Raw genomic sequence first — 15,947 nt, 5'->3', positions numbered from 1 at the left:
AGATGTGTATAAGAGACAGCTGCACCTCGTAGGCCCTCTTTATCCCCGCGTGGAGGTTGGGGTAAAGGGTGTAGCGCATCCACTTGAGGCGCTCTATCACCTCCTGGTCATAGGCCCCCATCCTCATGACCTTGCCCAAGCCCTCGTTCATGCTGCAGTAAGAGCGGTTCCCCAGGTCCTTGTTCTCTATCACGAACACCGGCATGTGGGGGCTCGTCACCCCCGCCATGGGGCCCACGGCGTTGTGATGGTGGCAGGGGTCAAAGGTTATCTCACCGCTGGCCGCCAGCTCCTGGGCCTCCTCCGGCGTCGAAGCCCAACCCTCGTACAAACACGCGGCGATCACAGCCCCCCGCATGGGACCGGACATGCGATCCCAGGTTATGGGAGGGCCCGCGTGCATGAGCATCTTCTCCCCCATGCCCGGCACCACTTCCACCGCCAGCCCCATGTCCACCAGCACCGGCTGGGCCGACAAGAGCCTGGACAGGGCCTCTTGGTTGGCCTTCTCGATATCCACCATCCGCTACCCCTCCTTACGTCGAAGAACTCTTTCTATAAACGGAAACCTAAACCCCGTCACCTGCCGCCGATCTCAAGCCCCCTGCTTGCCCTTAAGCTTCCTGAGCTTGGAAAGCAGGTCCGCCCCCGCCGCCGGCGGACGCCAGTCCATCTGAACCACCGGCACGTTCTGGGCCGTGAGGTCCTGGGCAAACTGCTCAACCCCGATGTTGACCGCCTTGGGCCCCTCCTTGAGAAGCCTACGCAAGTTCTCGTGCAAAGCCATCACCCCTTAAGAAGGTACGCAGCAAGCCTCGAGGCCTTGGCGTTGCTGTCCATCACCACCACTCCCGCGTCCTCCAATATCTTCCTCTGACGGTCCGCGTCCTGGGGATCCTCGGGGGTGCCGCAGACGGAGGCCACAAAGACCACCCGGTCCCCCGCCAGCTTCCGGGCCCTCTCTATGCCCTCCACCAACCCCGACGCGGGGTCCGGGTTGCAGCCGTAACCTATCACCACGTCGAAGAGGATGACCCCCACGTGGGGATCCTTCGCCTCCTCCTCAAACCGGGAGGCCCTCAAGGACACGTCTATCATGGGGTGCAGACGGCCCTGGGTGAACTCGTCCTCCCCGAAGTCCACTATGCTGTGCTCAACGGACCTCAAGCTGTCCTCAAGCTTGAGCTCCTTCTTCAAGGGGGTGTTGCTGTGGATGGGGCCCAAGACCTCCTGGGCGATGAGCTGGGCCTCGTAGCAGAGGGTGCCTCCCGAGTAGAGCCCCCTAAGGTAGCCCTTGCGGATCCCTATGCGCTCCGCCATGGCCCGTATCCTACGGTCCTCCTCCTCCATGGCGGACCTCACCGCCTTAACGTCCTCACCCTTGGCCAGGGCAGCGGCCACCGCCGCGGTCTCCTCCAGCTCCCGGCAGATGTAAACCGGGTGCCGGTCGCCGCTGGCCTTGCCCCCTATGAAGCCTAGAACCACGGGCTTGGAGGAACCGGAAGCGAGCTTAAGTATCCTCTCCTCCACCTCCGGCGCCGGGGGCTTGCCCAGGATCACCAAGACCTTCACCTCCGGATCCTCCAAAAGGATCCTGGAGGCCATCTCAACCATTATCCCCCCCACCTCGGACTTCACGTCCCTGCCGCCGGTGCCTATGCCGTGAAGGGTCCCAACACCCCGGCGGGCCAGCTGCACGTGGACCTCCTGAAGCCCCGTGCCCGCCGCGGCCACCATGGATACGGGACCCACGGGACACACGTTGGCCATCCCTATGGCCACGCCCCGGATTATCACGGTGCCGCAGTCGGGACCCATCACCAAAAGCCCCTTCTCCGCCGCCGCCCGCTTAACCTCTACCTCCTTCTCCAGGGGCACGTTGTCCGAGTAGAGCATCACGTTGAGGCCCTTGGATATGCAGTCCATTGCCACGTCCCCGGCGTAACGGCCCGCAACGGACACCACCGCCAGGTTGGCGTCCGAAAGGACAGAAAGGGCGCCGTCAAGGCTCTTGGGCCTGTAAACCCCGCCCCCGTCCTGCCCCTGCTGCTTCCAGGGAGGGTTGCTAAGGTACTCCTTGGCCTTCGCCACCGCCCCATCAAGCAGGTCCGGCTCCCCCATGACCGCTATGATAAGGTCGTTGGGGGTGGCGCAAAGCCCCGACAGGTCGTAACCCGCGGCGGCAAGGATCCTCAAGTTCGCCTCGGTGCCCATGGAAAGGGACGCGGAGCTTACCCCCTCCATGGAGTTGATCTCCTTGGCAACCCTCATGAGGGTGACGCTGTCGTAATAGGTGCGCTCCACCACCTCTATGCGCTGAACCACAAGATCACCTCCGCAACCTAAAAAATTTACGTCTAAAACAAAACTCAAAGAGCCATCAACCCCTCGATGCCCAGGGCGATCCCAAGAAGGCAGCACCTTCCGGAGGTATGTCCCACCGCCTCGGCCCTTCCCACCGCCCCAAGCAGATCCTGCCCCTCCATGGCCCCGTGCAGCCCCTTAAGAACCTCCAGGGCGCCCCTCCAGGCAAGACCCCTAGCGGCGCAGATAAGCTGGTCCGAAGAGAACCAAGACGTGGCTCCCAGGTCAAAGACCCTAAGGAACCCTTGCCCCGCAAGTACGTCTCCAACGGCCCTCCTGGCTAAAAGCCAACCGGTCAGCACGTCGTCCCCCGCCGGTGTGTGTCCAGGGCCCATGCCCACAAGCCCCATGGGATCCCCCCTCTCCACAGGCCCCCTGAGGGACCAAAGCTCCGGGTCATCAAGGTAACCAAGCCACTCAAGCCAAAGGGGCCTTAAACTCTCAAGGGGCTCAAGCCCCTCCACCCAGGGCCGGTACATCCCGGGGGCCGGGGAAAGCCAGACCCAGCCGCCCGGCTCAAAGCCCTCCAGGGAACCCACAAGTGCGCTCTTGGGCCCCATGATGGACGGGTCCTCCACCAGGCTCACCCGTCCTCCTCCAACCCCCTCCAGGTTCACCGCCCTTCGGTGAACCTCCCGAACCTTAAGGGGAAACTCCCAAATGGACGGCTCTAACAGGGTGTCATCGCTTACCCCAAGGGGGAAGACCCTGCGATCCCCCATGGGTACCTCAGCCCAGCACCCCCTGGCGCTTCAGCTGATCAACCTCACCATCCCCCATGGAAAGGAACTCCGCGAGGACCTTCCCGGTGTGCTCCCCAAGCAGCGGAGCGGGGCCATTTATCTTGCCCGGGGTCTTGGAGAACTTTATGGGTATACCCGGCACCTTGAGCTCCCCCGCCACCGGATGAACCAAAGACACTATCATGTCCCGGGCCAGCACGTGGGGGTCCGATATGACCTTATCCACCGTGTTTATGGGCCCGCAGGGCACGTTGGCCTCCCGCAGGACCTCCACCCAATGGGCGGTGCTCCTGGTCCTGATGCGCTCGTTTATGGCCGCCTTGAGCTCCGGCCAGTTCCTTATGCGGTCCGAGTTGGTGAGGAACCTGGGGTCCTCCACAAAATCCTCCATGCCAAGCACCGCGCAGAGCTTGGCCCACAGGGCGTCGTTGCCCGCCGCTATGTTCACGAACCCGTCGGAACTCTCGAAGGTGGCGAAGGGGGCTATGGAAGGATGATCGTTGCCAGCGGGCTTAGGTACGTTGCCGGTCACCACGTACCGGGCTATGGCGTTCTCCAACGTGGCCACCAGACAATCCAGCATGGCCACGTCCACCATCTGGCCCTGCCCCGTGATGTCCCTGGCCCGCAATGCCCCCAGTATGCCTATTACGGTGAACACGCCCGCCAGTATGTCCGCCATGGAGGACCCCACCTTGGTAGGGTGCTCCTCATCCTGGCCGGTTATGCTCTGCAGCCCCCCCATGCCCTGGATGATCAGGTCGTAGGCGGGGAGGTGGCTGTAGGGGCCGTACTGGCCGAACCCTGAGCTGGCGGCGTAAATAAGTCTTGGGTTCGCCTCGGAAAGCACCGAGTAGCCCAGCCCCAGCTTCTCCATGGTGCCGGGCTTGAAGTTCTCCACCAGCACGTCCACCTTCTTCACAAGCTCCAGGAGCAGCTTCTTCCCCTCCGGGTGCTTAAGGTTTATGGCGACGCTCTCCTTGCCACGGTTTATGCTCATGAAGTAGGCGCTCTCACCGTTGACCATGGGGGCAAAGGCCCTGGAGTCGTCGCCACCCGTGGGGTTCTCAACCTTTATGACCCTGGCCCCCATGTCGGACAGCATCATGGTGGCGAAGGGGCCCGCCAACACCCTGGTAAGATCCAGCACCGTAACTCCTTCCAACGGCCTCATAACCCTCACCTCCCGTAAGGTATCCGCCTGGCGGGCTCAAAGGGGCAACGGCCCTCATCCAGGATCCCCCGGTAACTCCTTAGGTTGCGGTCTTCCACGTGGTCAAACCACTGCTCCCCGGAGCTGTTGGGCAAGACCCGCCTTATGGGGTCCGGATCCAGCCGGGCCCAAACGTACTCGTCGCTGGCCCTGGCCTGGGCAAGCTTCATGGCGGAGGGATGCACTATCATGGACCCCCCGAAGAAATAGGCCCCCGAAGCGTCCCGGCCCACCGAGTTGGTGGCCACCCAGTAAACGTGGTTGTCGTAGGCCCTGGCACGGTTGGTTATCTCCCAATGGTCGAAGGTCCTCATGAACGCCGAGGGCCGGCATATGACCTCCGCCCCCATGAGGGTGGTGACCCTGGCAAGCTCAGGGAAGTCGCCGTCGTAACAGATCACTATGCCTATGTTCCCAAGCTCCGTCTTGACGCAGAAGGGCTCGTGCCCCGGCGTGGTCCACCCGCCCCCCTCAAGCCTCTCGGTGGGGAACGGATGGGTCTTCCTGTAAACCCCCAATATGCCGGAGGGCCCTATGAGGACCGCGGAGTTGTAAACTACCACCCGCTCAGGCCCCCTCTCGTAGGTTGGGAAGACCAGATGTATTCCCATCTTACGAGCCCACTCAACCCCCCGGTCCGTCAAAGGCCCTGGGATCTCGGACACCGCGTCCCAAAGGTCCTTCGAGTCCCCCAAGGGAGTAAACCCGGTGGTGAAGCTCTCGGGCAAGACCACCAGCTCCGCCCCGGACTCCTTGACGCAGCGATCCACCCAGGCTTCCGCCCTTAGAAGGTTCTCCTTCACGTCCATGGGCTCCACGGCGAACTGAACCGCCGCCGCAACGAAAGATCTCATCCCCATCCCCCCGTATGGCCCCAAACAGGAACCCGTAAAACTATGCGCCGCTCATTTTGTAAATTCGGCACAGGAAGCCCGCCTCGAGAGCAACATTCCGACCAGGTCCTGCGATCGTCGCTTTCGAGCCCTGAAGCCTCTTGCCTTTATCGTCCGCTACATTACAATACCTTCTTAAGGGATGCCATCACATGGCAACCGTTGACAATCTGGCGAAGACCGTTGAGCAACAATATCCATATTGCCCAGGGCTTCACAATGGGCGGTCCAAGGGGGACTGGCTTTGATAGCGGCGGACCTTTTAAGGCATCACCTATTCCCTGACTTCGACCTTTTGGGGGGCAGCAGCGGCCTCAACCGGGAGCTCTCTTCGGTGTCCGTCATAGACGCCCCGGACGTGGACCGATGGATGAGGGGCGGGGAGTTCCTGGTGGGGAGCGGCTACATATTCCGGGAGGACCCCGAGGCCTTCACGGACTTCTTAAGGCGGGTGAACGACCGGGGCATAGCGGCGGTGGGTGTGAAGCTGGACCGGTACCATCACGAGCTGCCATCCTCCATGGTGAGCGAGGCAGATCGGATGGGGCTGCCGCTGCTATCCATACCCCTTCACTATCGCTGGACCGACATAATAGAGGGGGTCCAGACCTTCATCCTTCAGGAGAGGAACCGTTCTGCCTGTTCACCCTATGAGGTGGGGAGCTTCCTTGAGGAGGGGCTGGACATACGGCAGATACTCTCCACCTTCGCCTCCAGGCTTCAGAGGACCCTCACGGTCCAGTGCTCCCAGATGGGCATATGCCACAACTTCCTGCCCGACGGTTCCGTGGAGGGTCCAGAAGCGACCCAGGCCTTCCTCAAGACCCCGGTGGTCCAGGAGCGGGGGCTTCCCAAGCGGGGGCAGGTGGTGGCCAGCCTGGAGCTCAGGAACAGCGGGGTCCTACAGTGGAGCGCCTCCTACCGCTTCCTATCCGACACCCCCCTCACGCTCCACCTGTGGCTGAGCCAAGGGGAGAACCTTCCCTCCACAAGGCAGGAACGGATGGTTCTAAGGGCCATGACGCTGGTGCGGGCCTCCGCCCTGGAGCTGTCCGCCATATCTAACCGGTCCGCCATGAGGAAGGAGAAGCTATTCGAGGCCCTTTGCCTTGATATATACAACGACCCCTCCATAATCGAGGCCAACCTGAAGGAGCTTGGCATAACCCTTCCCCAGAGGTCCTGCGTGGCCATAGTCTCCGCCGCGGAGGGCTCCTCGCCGCCTCGTTGGACCCCTTCAAACCCGGTGATGAGCTACCGGCTCGGGGACATGTGGACGGGGCTGATACCACTGTCCGACCTGGAACAGATCAAGCGGGAGTGGAACCAGCGAGCCATGGACCTCAAGGTGTACGTGGCCATAGGGGGAACCGTCCGGACCATGGGAGAGATAAGCAGGTCCTACCAGGAAGCCAAACGGACCTTCAACTGGCTTAGGGAGTTCTCCCTGGACCCCGGGGCTTACGCCCACGATGACCTGTCGCTGTACGCCCTGCTGGACAACCTCTTCCGGCTTCCCGAGGCCAAGGGTGTTTACAAGAGGTTCTTCGAACCCCTTCTCGAGGAGGCCTCGTCCAGCTCAAGGAGGAGCCTTCCCCTAAAGGACCTGGTAAAGAGCCTGGTGAGCTGCGACTTCAACGCCCGGCAGTGCGCCCAGGCGCTTCATCTGCACTACAACACCGTGAGGAACCACCTGGACGAGCTGGAGAAGCTGTTGGGGGTGGACCTCAACAACCCCCACCACAGGCTGGGGCTCGCCCTGGCTTACCACATAGGCAACGGTGTTCAAAAGCGGGGGATCAAGCTCTGACCTTAAAAAGCATCACGATTCCCAGGAGGAAGAACCCCGCCAACAGCGGCCCCCCAAGGGCGAAGGAGCCGGTCATCTGAGAGATGAGCCCGAACGCCATGGGGCCCAGCACCCCGGCGAACTTGCTGGAGAGGTCGTAGAAGCCGAAGAGCTCCGCGCTGCGGTCCTTGGGAACTATCCTCGAGAAAAGGGATCTGGACAGCGCCTGGGCGCCGCCCTGGACGGAACCTATGGCGAGCGCCATGGCCCAGAAGTGGGACGAGGTCCTTATGAAGGGGACGAACAGGCATATCACAAGGTACACCGCCAGGGCGCCCATGAGGGCCCCCTTGTCCCCGATGAAGTCCGACACCTTGGCCCACAACATGGTCAAGGGGATGCCCACGAACTGGGTGGCCACCAGCGACATGAGGAGGGTGCGCTGATCTATCCCTATGCTGGAACCGTAAATAACCCCCATCCTCATGATGGTCCCTATGCCGTCGTTGTAGAGCCAAAAGGCAAAGAGGAACCACATGACGTTGGGGTTTTGGGGCAGCTCCCGGAGGGTTCTTATGGGCCTTGCGAAGGGCCCCAAGGGATCCTTGGGGGTGGCGGGAGGCTCTTGGATGAACAGCCAGAAGGGGACCGTGGCGGCGGCCCACCAGAGGGCCACGGAGGCGAAGGCCATCCTGAAACCCGCCTCTCCGTAACGGGCGGCCATGAAGACGTTGATCGTAAGAAGCACCCCGCCGCCCAGGTATCCCAGGGCGTAGCCCGCGGAGGACAGGAGGGAACGGTCCTCCTCGGGGGCTATGTGGGGAAGGAACGAGTCGTAGAAGACGTTGTTGAAGGAGAACCCAAGGGAACCCACGATAAAAAGCCCAAGCCCAAGGACCCAGCCACCTTCGGGAAGCAGTCCCATCAGGAAGGAGGAGGCCACCCCAAGGGCGGTAAAGGCCGTGAAGAGGGCCTTGCGGATCCCCCGCTGGTCCGCCGCGGCCCCCAGCGCAGGGGCCAAAAGGGCGGTGACGAGCATCCCAAGGGCGGTGCCGTAGCCCCACATGGCGAGCACCAGCTGTTTGCTAGATCCCGTCCCCAGGACCTCCCGGTAGAAAAGGGGGAACATGACCGCCATTATGGTGGTGGCAAACCCAGAGTTGCCCACGTCCTGCAGGACCCAGGCCAGCCATTTGGGGTCCTTGAAGACCTTAGCCATTTTCAAAATACTAATTACGAAAGCCCCCCTTCATCTAGGCAGGATGGGACTTAGTTTACCATCCCCGCGCCAAAGAACCTAATGGGTTGTAAAATCCTCCTTGGTCCACAAGAAGCGAAGTGGAGGGATCGGGTCTGATAATTTTGGAAGGGGTGTCCCTTAGATACGGTGAAAGGGTGATACTGGACAACGCGGGCTGGGTGGTTACGACGGGGCAAAAGGTGGCCCTGGTGGGTCCCAACGGCTGCGGCAAGACGTCGCTCATGAGGCTGCTGGCCGGGGAGGATCATCCCGAGTCCGGCACGGTCACGGTGAAGGCCCTTCAGGTGGGGTATCTGCCCCAGGACATAGCCCAGGTGGGGCCAGGGAGCGTCATGGAGTACCTGAAGTCGAGGAGCGGCCTCACGCAGGCGGAGGCGGCCATGCGGGAGTTGGAAGCTCGAATGGGGGAGCCCCACATGGAGGAGGACGAGGCCATAAGGCTCGCCAGGGAGCACGACGGGCTGCAGTCAAGGATCGCCTCCTTGGGGGGCTACTCCTTCGAGGCCCGGGCCAAGCGGGTTCTGAGCGGCCTTGGGTTTGAAGAACGGGACTACGAAAGGGACTGTTCCGATTTCTCCGGGGGATGGAAGATGCGGATACTGCTGGCCTCGATACTCCTGTCTCAGCCGGAGGTGCTCCTCCTTGACGAGCCCACAAACCACCTCGACACGGAGAGCATGGAGTGGCTGGAGGGGTACCTCAAGTCCTTCGATGGGACCATGGTGGCGGTGTCCCACGACAGGCGTTTCATAAACAGGACCACCGGGGCGGTGGCGGAGATCCGGGGAGGCAAGATAAGGACCCACCAGGGAAGCTACGAGTCCTACCTCAAGGCCCGGGAGGCGGAGGATGAAGAGCTGCGCCGAAGGGCCCGGGATGTAAGGGAGCTGAGGGCCAGGACCATGGCCTTCGTGGAGCGCTTCCGCTACAAGGCCTCGAAGGCCTCTCAGGCACAAAGCCGGCTGAAGGCCCTGGAGAGGATAGAGGAGACGGGGCAGATGGAGTCCGCCAGGGAGCTCAAGATAAAGATCCCCGCCCCTCCCAGGGGGCCCGAGTTGGTCATGAGCGCCCAGGACCTTGGCATGAGTTACGACGGACGGTGGATCTTCCGGGGAGTGCGGTTCGAGGTGCACCGGGGCGACCGGGTGGCCCTGGTGGGGTACAACGGGTCCGGCAAGTCCACCCTCATGCGGCTCATGGGCCTTAGGGAATCCCCGTCGGAGGGAACCCTGCGCCTTGGCAGCGGGGTTAGGACCGCTTTCTTCTCCCAGGAGAGCGCCACCAACCTGGACTATGGCAAGACCGTTCTGGAGGAGGCAAGATCCGCCAGCCTGTCCGTCACCGACCAGGACGTGAAGTCAACCCTTGGGGCCTTTCTTTTAGGCCCCGACTACTGGGACCTGCCGGTGGAGGTCCTTTCGGGCGGCGAGAAGTCCCGGCTTACGCTGGCCAAGATGCTCATGGAGCCCGCGAACCTGCTGCTCCTGGACGAGCCCACAAACCACCTGGACGAGAGGACCAAGGAGATCTTCGCAAGCGCCCTTGGGGCCTACCAGGGAACTTTGGTGATAGTCTCCCACGACCGGGACTTCTTAGACGCGGTGGTGAACCGGGTGTTCGAGATACGGCGGGGCACCCTTCGGGAATACCTGGGGAACTACAGCAGGTTCGCGGAGCTTCGGGGGGAGCTCGATGGTAACTCGGACTTACCTGGGGAGGAGTCCAAGAGGCCCCGCCGGGATCTAAGCTCCTCCAAGGACTCCATAAAGGAGGAGCGAAGGCGCAGGGCGGAGGACAGGAACAGGATATACCGCCTCAAGAAGGCGGTGTTGGACAGGATGGCCCCCATAGAGGAGGCCATCGGGGCGGCGGAGGCGAGGAAGGGGGAGCTGGAGGGGCTTTTGTGCAGCCCCGAGGTGCTTGGGGATTCGTCAAAGGTACAATCCCTCATGCTTGAGCTGTCGGAGATAAACCGGCGCCTTGAGGCATTGTACCCCCAGTGGGAGGCGCTGGCGGAGGAGCTTGACGCCATAGGTAGATAAGATGAGCCCGGGGCGCTGAGCCCCGAAGCTCCGCAAGGGGCCCGATGGACCGCCCTTCAACCATCAATCCCTGCGGCGCAGCCTTATGAACGTACCCTCGCCGGGGGAGGACTCCACGCACAGCACCTCCGTGGCGTTGCCCACCACCTCGAGCTCCGTGCCCTTGTGCTCCCCCCCGGCCAGCCCCCAGTAGTACTCCCCTATCTCCCTCTGTTGGGGGTGTATGAGGCGGCGCCTCAACTTTTCCAGCTCCTCTTGGGACAAAACCAGGTCCCAGGATCGGATCTCCACGTGAAGGACGCCGTTTACGAACATGAATCGGTTCTCTATGTCCCGGGAGCCGCGCCTTATCAGGTAGGCCACGAGCTCCCCGCAGGCGTGCACTGCCTTGGCCCACTGTCCTTTCATGCTATCAATCCTCCTCCCTCAAGGCCTCAAGCACGGGAAGCAGCATGGCGGCCACGATGCCACCCGAAAGGCCGTTGTTATATAGGCTAAGCCCGCCGTGGACGCTGCCCACGGTCATCACCACCATTAGGTGCAGGAACCCGGCGGCCAAGCCCGCCACCACCCCAAAGGCTCCGCTCACCGGGGCAAGACAGCCGCTGAACAGCACCGCCAGGGATGCCCCCGGGCTGGCCACCGGCCAGACGGATATCACCGCGGCTCCCCAGGTGCCCAGCATGACGGGCACCACGTTCCTCAAGTGCTTGCCAAACCCCCCAAAACCCGCCAGGGTTATCATGCCGCCTATGGTAGGACCGTTCAGGTCCCCTCCGGTCAGCCTTATGTACATAAGGCCCAGAAGCCCCAGGGACCCCATGTTCACAAGGGAAGGGCCGAAGCCTGAGTACTGCACGAAATCGGACACAAGACGCCCCGAGGAGGAGTAAATGTCCCTAAGACCCGGCATTGGGTTGGGGGTTATCACAAGGCCCGTGATCATCATGGCTGAAAAGAAAAGCAGGACCGGCACGAAGAAGATGTCGTGGCCTCCGTGGAACCAGTAGAATCCCCCGTCAAGGGGAACTCCTATGGCCCTAAAGAGCCCAAGGGACACCAGCCCAAGAAAGCCGCAGGTGAATCCCACGTTGTAGAGGTTGTAGCCCTGGTGCACCACAAGGAAGTGTTTGGCAAGGGGAGGCAGGAAGAAACCTGCCGCAACCCCCCCCACAAGCCCCGCCAGCAAGGACCCAAGCCAAGGCCCCACCGGCGACAAGGAGGCCCCGAAGGCAAGCTCGCTGACCAAGGGGGCCAGGGACGTGCCAAACAGGGATATGAGAAGGTGGTCCTTGAAGGGGACGCCCCGGAAACGGCTGTGGAGGAACACACCGATTATGATGGGCCAAACGTTGAGCAGGTTTTTGCCGAAGAACCCGAAGCCGCAGACCGTAAAAACCGCCGCTATGGCAGGACCGGTGAGCCTAACCTGGGCGGCGGCGCACACCCCCAGCGCCGCAAGGCCCAAAAACCCCGCGTTAACCAACGCGGCGGAGGGACCTCCAAGCAACACGTAGTCGGTTATGAGGGTGCAGGTGGAGAAGAGTATCCGCTGAAGCCCCGCGAACAGCTCGTCCACGTCTCCACCGGACATGACGATGCCCCATAGGATGATGGCCCACATGAACGCTGAGACGATCCAGTATCGTCGAAACTCCCTCCTCACCTCCTCCATCGGGAGGCACCTCCGAAGATATCGGCAAGGGGCGGTGAGTGGTTAAGGAACTTCTTATTCACCGGGTCACACTCCTTAATATTTTAATAATAAAGGTTTATTATTCTCAATTATACCATCCTATCCGCTAAAGCCGGATAGAATCCACTGATATATCAAGAGCCACCGGGGGTTTAGGACGAAGGCGGGGAAGAGCCCCATGGGTATCACGGACCTTGCCACGTGGTAAGCGGAACCGGGGGTCTCGGTCCTGGCCACCATGGCAAGGGGCACCTGGCAGCACATAAAGCCCAAACCGTAGGCAAGGGGTTTGCCGAGGTCTTGTACAAACCCCATGGCCCGGTTGGAGCAGTAGGCCACCCAAAGCCCCTGCACGAGAACCTCGAGAAGTAGGAAGCACAGGACGAACACCCTGCCAAGGGGCAGCGAGGCGGACTGGGACCTTAGGGATCGTACCAGAGGGGCAATCCCCCTTCCGTAAGAGATCCAGAATATTACTCCCCAGGTAAGAAAACCCAAAAGATAACCGGCGATTTGCACGAGACCCACCCCATTCTTTTAATTTTGATCACAAGTTAGACTCTTATGGGTCCATATGATATATTACGTCTTCGGGGCCTTAGCCCGGAAGGGAGGCTTTAAAATGACCGAGTGCCGGTTAAATATTAGCAGGAGAACGGTGCTCCTGGCAGACGGTTCGATACTCTTGGCCGCCTCTTTCTGGGGCGTGGGGTTTGCGGTGCTGAAGGACGCGTTGACGTACCTTCCAACCTTCACGGTGTTGGCGTGCCGATTTCTCATTGGAGGCGCCATCCTGGGGCTCATCTTCCGAAAACGGCTTACGGGGCTCTCGAAGAGGGGGATCTCCGACGGCTTCATCGCCGGGGTCCTTCTATTCATGGCCTTCGCCCTTCAGACCATGGGGCTCATATGGACCAGCGCGGGGAAGCAGGCATTTCTTACCGCCACATACGTGGTGCTGGCACCCCTCATATCCTGGGGGATAACCAAGCGCTTCCCGGGCCTTAAGCCCATGGCGGCTTCGTTCATATGCCTTTGGGGAATATGGACCTTGGGCTCCGCCGAGGCGGGGGGGCTCAACAAGGGAGACCTCATGACCTTGGGCTCCGCGGTGTTCTTCGCCGGCCACCTCCTGGGGGTGGACCGGTTCTCCAAGAGGACCGACCCCGTTGGGCTGGCTTCCGTGCAGATGATCACCCTGGGGCTTTTGAGCCTGCCCCTGGCGGCGATGCTTGAGGAGCCCTCGTTCGGCGCCATGCCCCCAAGGGTCTGGTGGTCCATGGCCTACATGGTGGCCTTCTCCACCGTTGGAGCCTTCACGATCCAGAACGTGGCGCAGCGCTACACCTCCCCCACCCATGCAGCGCTTTTGCTCTCCACCGAGGCGGTCTTCGGAGCCATAGCGGGGGTGCTTATGCTGGGAGAGGTCTTCACCCCCCAGATGTTCATCGGCGCATCCATGGTCATGGCGGCCATACTCATGGTGGAGCTGCAGCTGCCCCAGGGCTGGACGGAGCGGTTGATGGGCCTATTCGGCAAGGCGGAGGAGCGGTGAAAAAAGACAATAACCAGGGGGCTCGAAGGCAGCGGGAAACCCTCAAAACCTCAGGGCATGAAAAGCCATAGATAAGGCGATAAGGCGCGGGGCGGAGGCGAACCTCCGTCCCGCGCCTTATCCCTGAAACCGTCTTGTTTACGCGTCCTTCCCCGCCAAGAGGCCTCAGCACACAAGCAAAAAGGGGCGATCTTACGATCGCCCCTTCGGGGAAGTTCTAAATTTTATTTAGAGCTTCACCACGTTGGCAGCCTGCTCGCCCTTGGGGCCCATCTCCACATCAAGGGAGACCCGCTGCCCCTCCTCGAGGGACTTGTAGCCATCCATCTTGATGGCGCTGAAATGACAGAAAACATCCCTACCCTCGTCGGTGGTGATGAAGCCATAACCCTTCGTCGCGTTGAACCACTTAACAGTACCCTGAGTAGCCACTTGTTGCCTCCTGAATTTAGTCCTTTCTAGAGAAGGACGGTTGCGCCGCCCGTCCTGGGCGACAGTGACATTATAGATCTTCTAAAAATTTTGTCAACCGGGGAATTTAAATTAATTTTTTTAACCGCTACGGCTCTGGAAGCCACACCCCTCCCCATTCCACCAGGGTAAAGCCCCTCCTGGCGGGGACCTTCACCTTAGGCTCATCAAGGACCCCACCATCCCAGGGGCTGAAGGCCACCAGGGCCCTTATCTCGGTTTCCGGCGATGGGTTGACCTCAAGGGGCATGTTTTCCCTTAGGAACACAGGATCGAAGGGCCTTGCCGCCACGTCAACCCCCTTCTGTCTCAGGGTAGGCGTCCAGTAGGCGACGAACTCATCCAGCTCCCGCCCCTCAAGGCCCAAGGCGGACCCAACGCGTCTAAGACCGCCCTCCAGGCCGTTGGCGCGCACCACCCATCCCGCGCTCTCGGTGCGCACCGCATCACGAAGGGAACACTCGTAGTAAAGGCTGTGGCCGCCGGTGGAAAGGGAACCGTCGGGGGAGGCGTACACCCGCCAGGGCCCCAGCGGGGGGTCGCACTCCACCACCTCTCCCTTGGGTTTGGGCTCCAAAACCACAAAGGTCTTTACGGGGGGATAGAGGTATATGACGGGCTTCTTTACGACCGGCATCTCCCAGTCATCCGACAAGGGCACCAGCCGGCCCTTCTCAACCCTGAACCTCAACTCCGTCCCGTCCAGGTTCAGCACATGGACGACCCTTGGAAGATAGGGCACTCCGCTGGCCGAGAGCTTGATCCAATGGCGGTCCTCCAGGGGCATGGGCTCAAAGGGGGCGTCCCCCGTGGAGGCTATGAACCACTCGGTATGATCCCCAGACGCCACCTTGAGCAGCGCCGCCCAGCCAAGCCCCAAGGGGTCCAAGGGCCTTGCGTCCACCAGCTGGACCTTGAGGTCTCCTGATACGCACTTACCATCCAAGAGTCTCACCGCCAGGCCCCCTGGAAGCTGGTACCGGCCGTTCATTGGGTCCGGCATCTCGCCGGACGCGGCCGGAAGGGCTAAAAGGATCGTACACAAAGCCGCTGAGGCAAAGGGCGCCACATAACGCTTAAGCCCAACGAAGAACTTCATGGGTCTTCACCTCCCGGGCTCCACAAGGCCATGGCCAAAGGGGCCACCCTGAGGAAGATCTTAACCAAAAGCCTGCGGGGACCAGTGATCCCCAGCACAAACCCCGCACCGAAGGCCCCCGCCGCTAGGGCGGGAGCGTTCTTCGAAAGCCACCGGTCCACATCCCTGGAGAGGGCGAGCAGCCTCTCCCGGGAAGCGGTCAGCTCCCTTTCTTCCGAGGCCCCAAAGCCCATTTGAAACACCCCGCCCCCAAGCCCCAAAGGGCCGCCCCCGCAATGGCAAAGGCTCCCGGGCGACCCAGGTAAGGGGAGGCCCAAAGGGCCCCCCCGTAGGCGACGAAGCCCGCCCCCAGCCCAAGGAGCACGATACCCAGCATAACCCCCGCCGCCCACCGGGCCCAAAGGGCCCTAAGGAGCCGCATCTCCGCCTCCAGGGTCTCAAGGGCGCTCAAAAACAGCTTCGCCAGGGTCTCCATCGTCTTAAGGAAGCGCCTTCCCGCCCTTAGTCCTGCCGGTGCCTCACAAGGGCCCCCAGGAGAAGCCCCGCTCCAAAGGCCAGGGCCGCCACCGCAAGGGGGGACTCCCCCACCATCACCTTGGCGCGGTTCAAGGCCTCCGAGGCGGGCTCCGCCACGGCTCCGGCCCCCTTGGATATGCCCTCCACTATCCGGTCCTTGAGGCCCTCAAGGTATCTTCGTATCCGCTCCTCCCCCGCCCTATCCTCCAACAAATCCCCCCCAACCTTCTGCTCGATGGCATCCAAGCGACGCAGTATCTCCTTCAGATCCTCCTCCATCCGCCTCACCTCCGAACGTCTGTGTG

At 61.7% G+C, this 15,947-nt stretch carries 18 protein-coding genes; 3 read left to right on the top strand and 15 right to left on the bottom strand.

The annotated features are described in order from the left end of the window. The 6 genes from N2315_03540 to N2315_03515 form a co-directional block, all read right to left on the bottom strand. Positions 1-523 (bottom strand): DUF1116 domain-containing protein (locus tag N2315_03540; GenBank protein ID MCX7828264.1); only part of this gene is annotated, 523 nt, incomplete at its 3' end. Between the two features lie 72 nt (positions 524-595). Continuing rightward, the gene (locus N2315_03535) at positions 596-781 is read right to left on the bottom strand and encodes a hypothetical protein (protein MCX7828263.1); all 186 of its coding nucleotides are present in this window, start codon (positions 779-781) and stop codon (positions 596-598) included. A gap of 5 nt (positions 782-786) precedes the next feature. Then, complete coding sequence (locus N2315_03530; protein MCX7828262.1) at positions 787-2,325, bottom strand: hypothetical protein; 1,539 nt, start codon at positions 2,323-2,325, stop codon at positions 787-789. A gap of 44 nt (positions 2,326-2,369) precedes the next feature. Next, positions 2,370-3,086: a DUF2877 domain-containing protein gene (locus N2315_03525; GenBank protein MCX7828261.1), complete on the bottom strand. Its 717-nt coding sequence runs from the start codon at positions 3,084-3,086 to the stop codon at positions 2,370-2,372. 7 nt (positions 3,087-3,093) lie between these two features. Continuing rightward, positions 3,094-4,281 (bottom strand): CoA transferase, encoded by a 1,188-nt coding sequence (locus N2315_03520; GenBank protein MCX7828260.1) that lies wholly within the window; start codon positions 4,279-4,281, stop codon positions 3,094-3,096. A gap of 5 nt (positions 4,282-4,286) precedes the next feature. Beyond that, complete coding sequence (locus N2315_03515) at positions 4,287-5,174, bottom strand: carbon-nitrogen hydrolase family protein (protein ID MCX7828259.1); 888 nt, start codon at positions 5,172-5,174, stop codon at positions 4,287-4,289. 283 nt (positions 5,175-5,457) lie between these two features. Here N2315_03515 and N2315_03510 point away from each other — a divergent pair, with 283 nt between their 5' ends. Next, positions 5,458-7,023: a PucR family transcriptional regulator ligand-binding domain-containing protein gene (locus N2315_03510; protein MCX7828258.1), complete on the top strand. Its 1,566-nt coding sequence runs from the start codon at positions 5,458-5,460 to the stop codon at positions 7,021-7,023. Here the strand turns inward: N2315_03510 and N2315_03505 are convergent. Further along, a complete protein-coding gene (locus N2315_03505; GenBank protein MCX7828257.1) occupies positions 7,013-8,221 on the bottom strand; it encodes an MFS transporter in 1,209 nt (402 codons plus the stop codon). The genes N2315_03510 and N2315_03505 overlap by 11 nt on opposite strands. Before the next feature lie 119 nt (positions 8,222-8,340). Here N2315_03505 and N2315_03500 point away from each other — a divergent pair, with 119 nt between their 5' ends. Next, complete coding sequence (locus tag N2315_03500; protein MCX7828256.1) at positions 8,341-10,305, top strand: ABC-F family ATP-binding cassette domain-containing protein; 1,965 nt, start codon at positions 8,341-8,343, stop codon at positions 10,303-10,305. 63 nt (positions 10,306-10,368) lie between these two features. Here the strand turns inward: N2315_03500 and N2315_03495 are convergent, their stop codons facing one another. From N2315_03495 to N2315_03485, 3 genes are all read right to left on the bottom strand, one after another. Beyond that, positions 10,369-10,713 carry a hypothetical protein gene (locus N2315_03495; protein MCX7828255.1) on the bottom strand — a complete coding sequence of 115 codons (345 nt, stop codon included), beginning with the start codon at positions 10,711-10,713 and terminating at the stop codon, positions 10,369-10,371. A 4-nt stretch (positions 10,714-10,717) separates the two neighbouring features. Continuing rightward, the gene (locus N2315_03490; GenBank protein ID MCX7828254.1) at positions 10,718-11,980 is read right to left on the bottom strand and encodes a DUF1576 domain-containing protein; all 1,263 of its coding nucleotides are present in this window, start codon (positions 11,978-11,980) and stop codon (positions 10,718-10,720) included. A gap of 120 nt (positions 11,981-12,100) precedes the next feature. Beyond that, positions 12,101-12,499 carry a hypothetical protein gene (locus tag N2315_03485; protein ID MCX7828253.1) on the bottom strand — a complete coding sequence of 133 codons (399 nt, stop codon included), beginning with the start codon at positions 12,497-12,499 and terminating at the stop codon, positions 12,101-12,103. 124 nt (positions 12,500-12,623) lie between these two features. Here N2315_03485 and N2315_03480 point away from each other — a divergent pair, with 124 nt between their 5' ends. Further along, positions 12,624-13,556, top strand: a complete 933-nt coding sequence (locus N2315_03480) for a DMT family transporter (GenBank protein MCX7828252.1) — start codon at positions 12,624-12,626, stop codon at positions 13,554-13,556. Between the two features lie 228 nt (positions 13,557-13,784). Here N2315_03480 and N2315_03475 read toward each other — a convergent pair whose 3' ends face one another. The 5 genes from N2315_03475 to N2315_03455 all read right to left on the bottom strand — a co-directional run bounded on the left by N2315_03475 (position 13,785) and on the right by N2315_03455 (position 15,921). Continuing rightward, positions 13,785-13,988, bottom strand: coding sequence for a cold-shock protein (locus N2315_03475; protein ID MCX7828251.1), 204 nt, complete (start codon positions 13,986-13,988; stop codon positions 13,785-13,787). 127 nt (positions 13,989-14,115) lie between these two features. Continuing rightward, positions 14,116-15,126: a hypothetical protein gene (locus tag N2315_03470; protein ID MCX7828250.1), complete on the bottom strand. Its 1,011-nt coding sequence runs from the start codon at positions 15,124-15,126 to the stop codon at positions 14,116-14,118. Further along, on the bottom strand, positions 15,123-15,359 hold the full coding sequence (locus N2315_03465) for a hypothetical protein (GenBank protein MCX7828249.1): 237 nt from the start codon (positions 15,357-15,359) through the stop codon (positions 15,123-15,125). Before N2315_03465 ends, N2315_03470 begins: the two co-directional genes overlap by 4 nt. Then, complete coding sequence (locus N2315_03460; protein MCX7828248.1) at positions 15,326-15,601, bottom strand: hypothetical protein; 276 nt, start codon at positions 15,599-15,601, stop codon at positions 15,326-15,328. Before N2315_03460 ends, N2315_03465 begins: the two co-directional genes overlap by 34 nt. A gap of 26 nt (positions 15,602-15,627) precedes the next feature. After that, positions 15,628-15,921: a hypothetical protein gene (locus N2315_03455; protein ID MCX7828247.1), complete on the bottom strand. Its 294-nt coding sequence runs from the start codon at positions 15,919-15,921 to the stop codon at positions 15,628-15,630. Positions 15,922-15,947: the final 26 nt, after the last annotated feature.

It is taken from the genome of Thermanaerothrix sp., assembly GCA_026417795.1.
Lineage (GTDB): Bacteria > Synergistota > Synergistia > Synergistales > Synergistaceae > Thermanaerovibrio.
This window is presented reverse-complemented; position numbering and strand designations above follow the sequence as displayed.

What these genes read in the sequence shown, in the direction of transcription:
- N2315_03470 (MCX7828250.1), bottom strand. Translation starts at nt 15,126, where the DNA reads ATGAAGTTCTTCGTTGGGCTTAAGCGTTATGTGGCGCCCTTTGCCTCA.
- N2315_03525 (MCX7828261.1), bottom strand. Translation starts at nt 3,086, where the DNA reads ATGGGGGATCGCAGGGTCTTCCCCCTTGGGGTAAGCGATGACACCCTG.
- N2315_03495 (MCX7828255.1), bottom strand. Translation starts at nt 10,713, where the DNA reads ATGAAAGGACAGTGGGCCAAGGCAGTGCACGCCTGCGGGGAGCTCGTG.
- N2315_03480 (MCX7828252.1), top strand. Translation starts at nt 12,624, where the DNA reads ATGACCGAGTGCCGGTTAAATATTAGCAGGAGAACGGTGCTCCTGGCA.
- N2315_03490 (MCX7828254.1), bottom strand. Translation starts at nt 11,980, where the DNA reads ATGGAGGAGGTGAGGAGGGAGTTTCGACGATACTGGATCGTCTCAGCG.
- N2315_03455 (MCX7828247.1), bottom strand. Translation starts at nt 15,921, where the DNA reads ATGGAGGAGGATCTGAAGGAGATACTGCGTCGCTTGGATGCCATCGAG.
- N2315_03460 (MCX7828248.1), bottom strand. Translation starts at nt 15,601, where the DNA reads ATGGAGACCCTGGCGAAGCTGTTTTTGAGCGCCCTTGAGACCCTGGAG.
- N2315_03515 (MCX7828259.1), bottom strand. Translation starts at nt 5,174, where the DNA reads ATGAGATCTTTCGTTGCGGCGGCGGTTCAGTTCGCCGTGGAGCCCATG.
- N2315_03465 (MCX7828249.1), bottom strand. Translation starts at nt 15,359, where the DNA reads ATGGGCTTTGGGGCCTCGGAAGAAAGGGAGCTGACCGCTTCCCGGGAG.
- N2315_03505 (MCX7828257.1), bottom strand. Translation starts at nt 8,221, where the DNA reads ATGGCTAAGGTCTTCAAGGACCCCAAATGGCTGGCCTGGGTCCTGCAG.
- N2315_03520 (MCX7828260.1), bottom strand. Translation starts at nt 4,281, where the DNA reads ATGAGGCCGTTGGAAGGAGTTACGGTGCTGGATCTTACCAGGGTGTTG.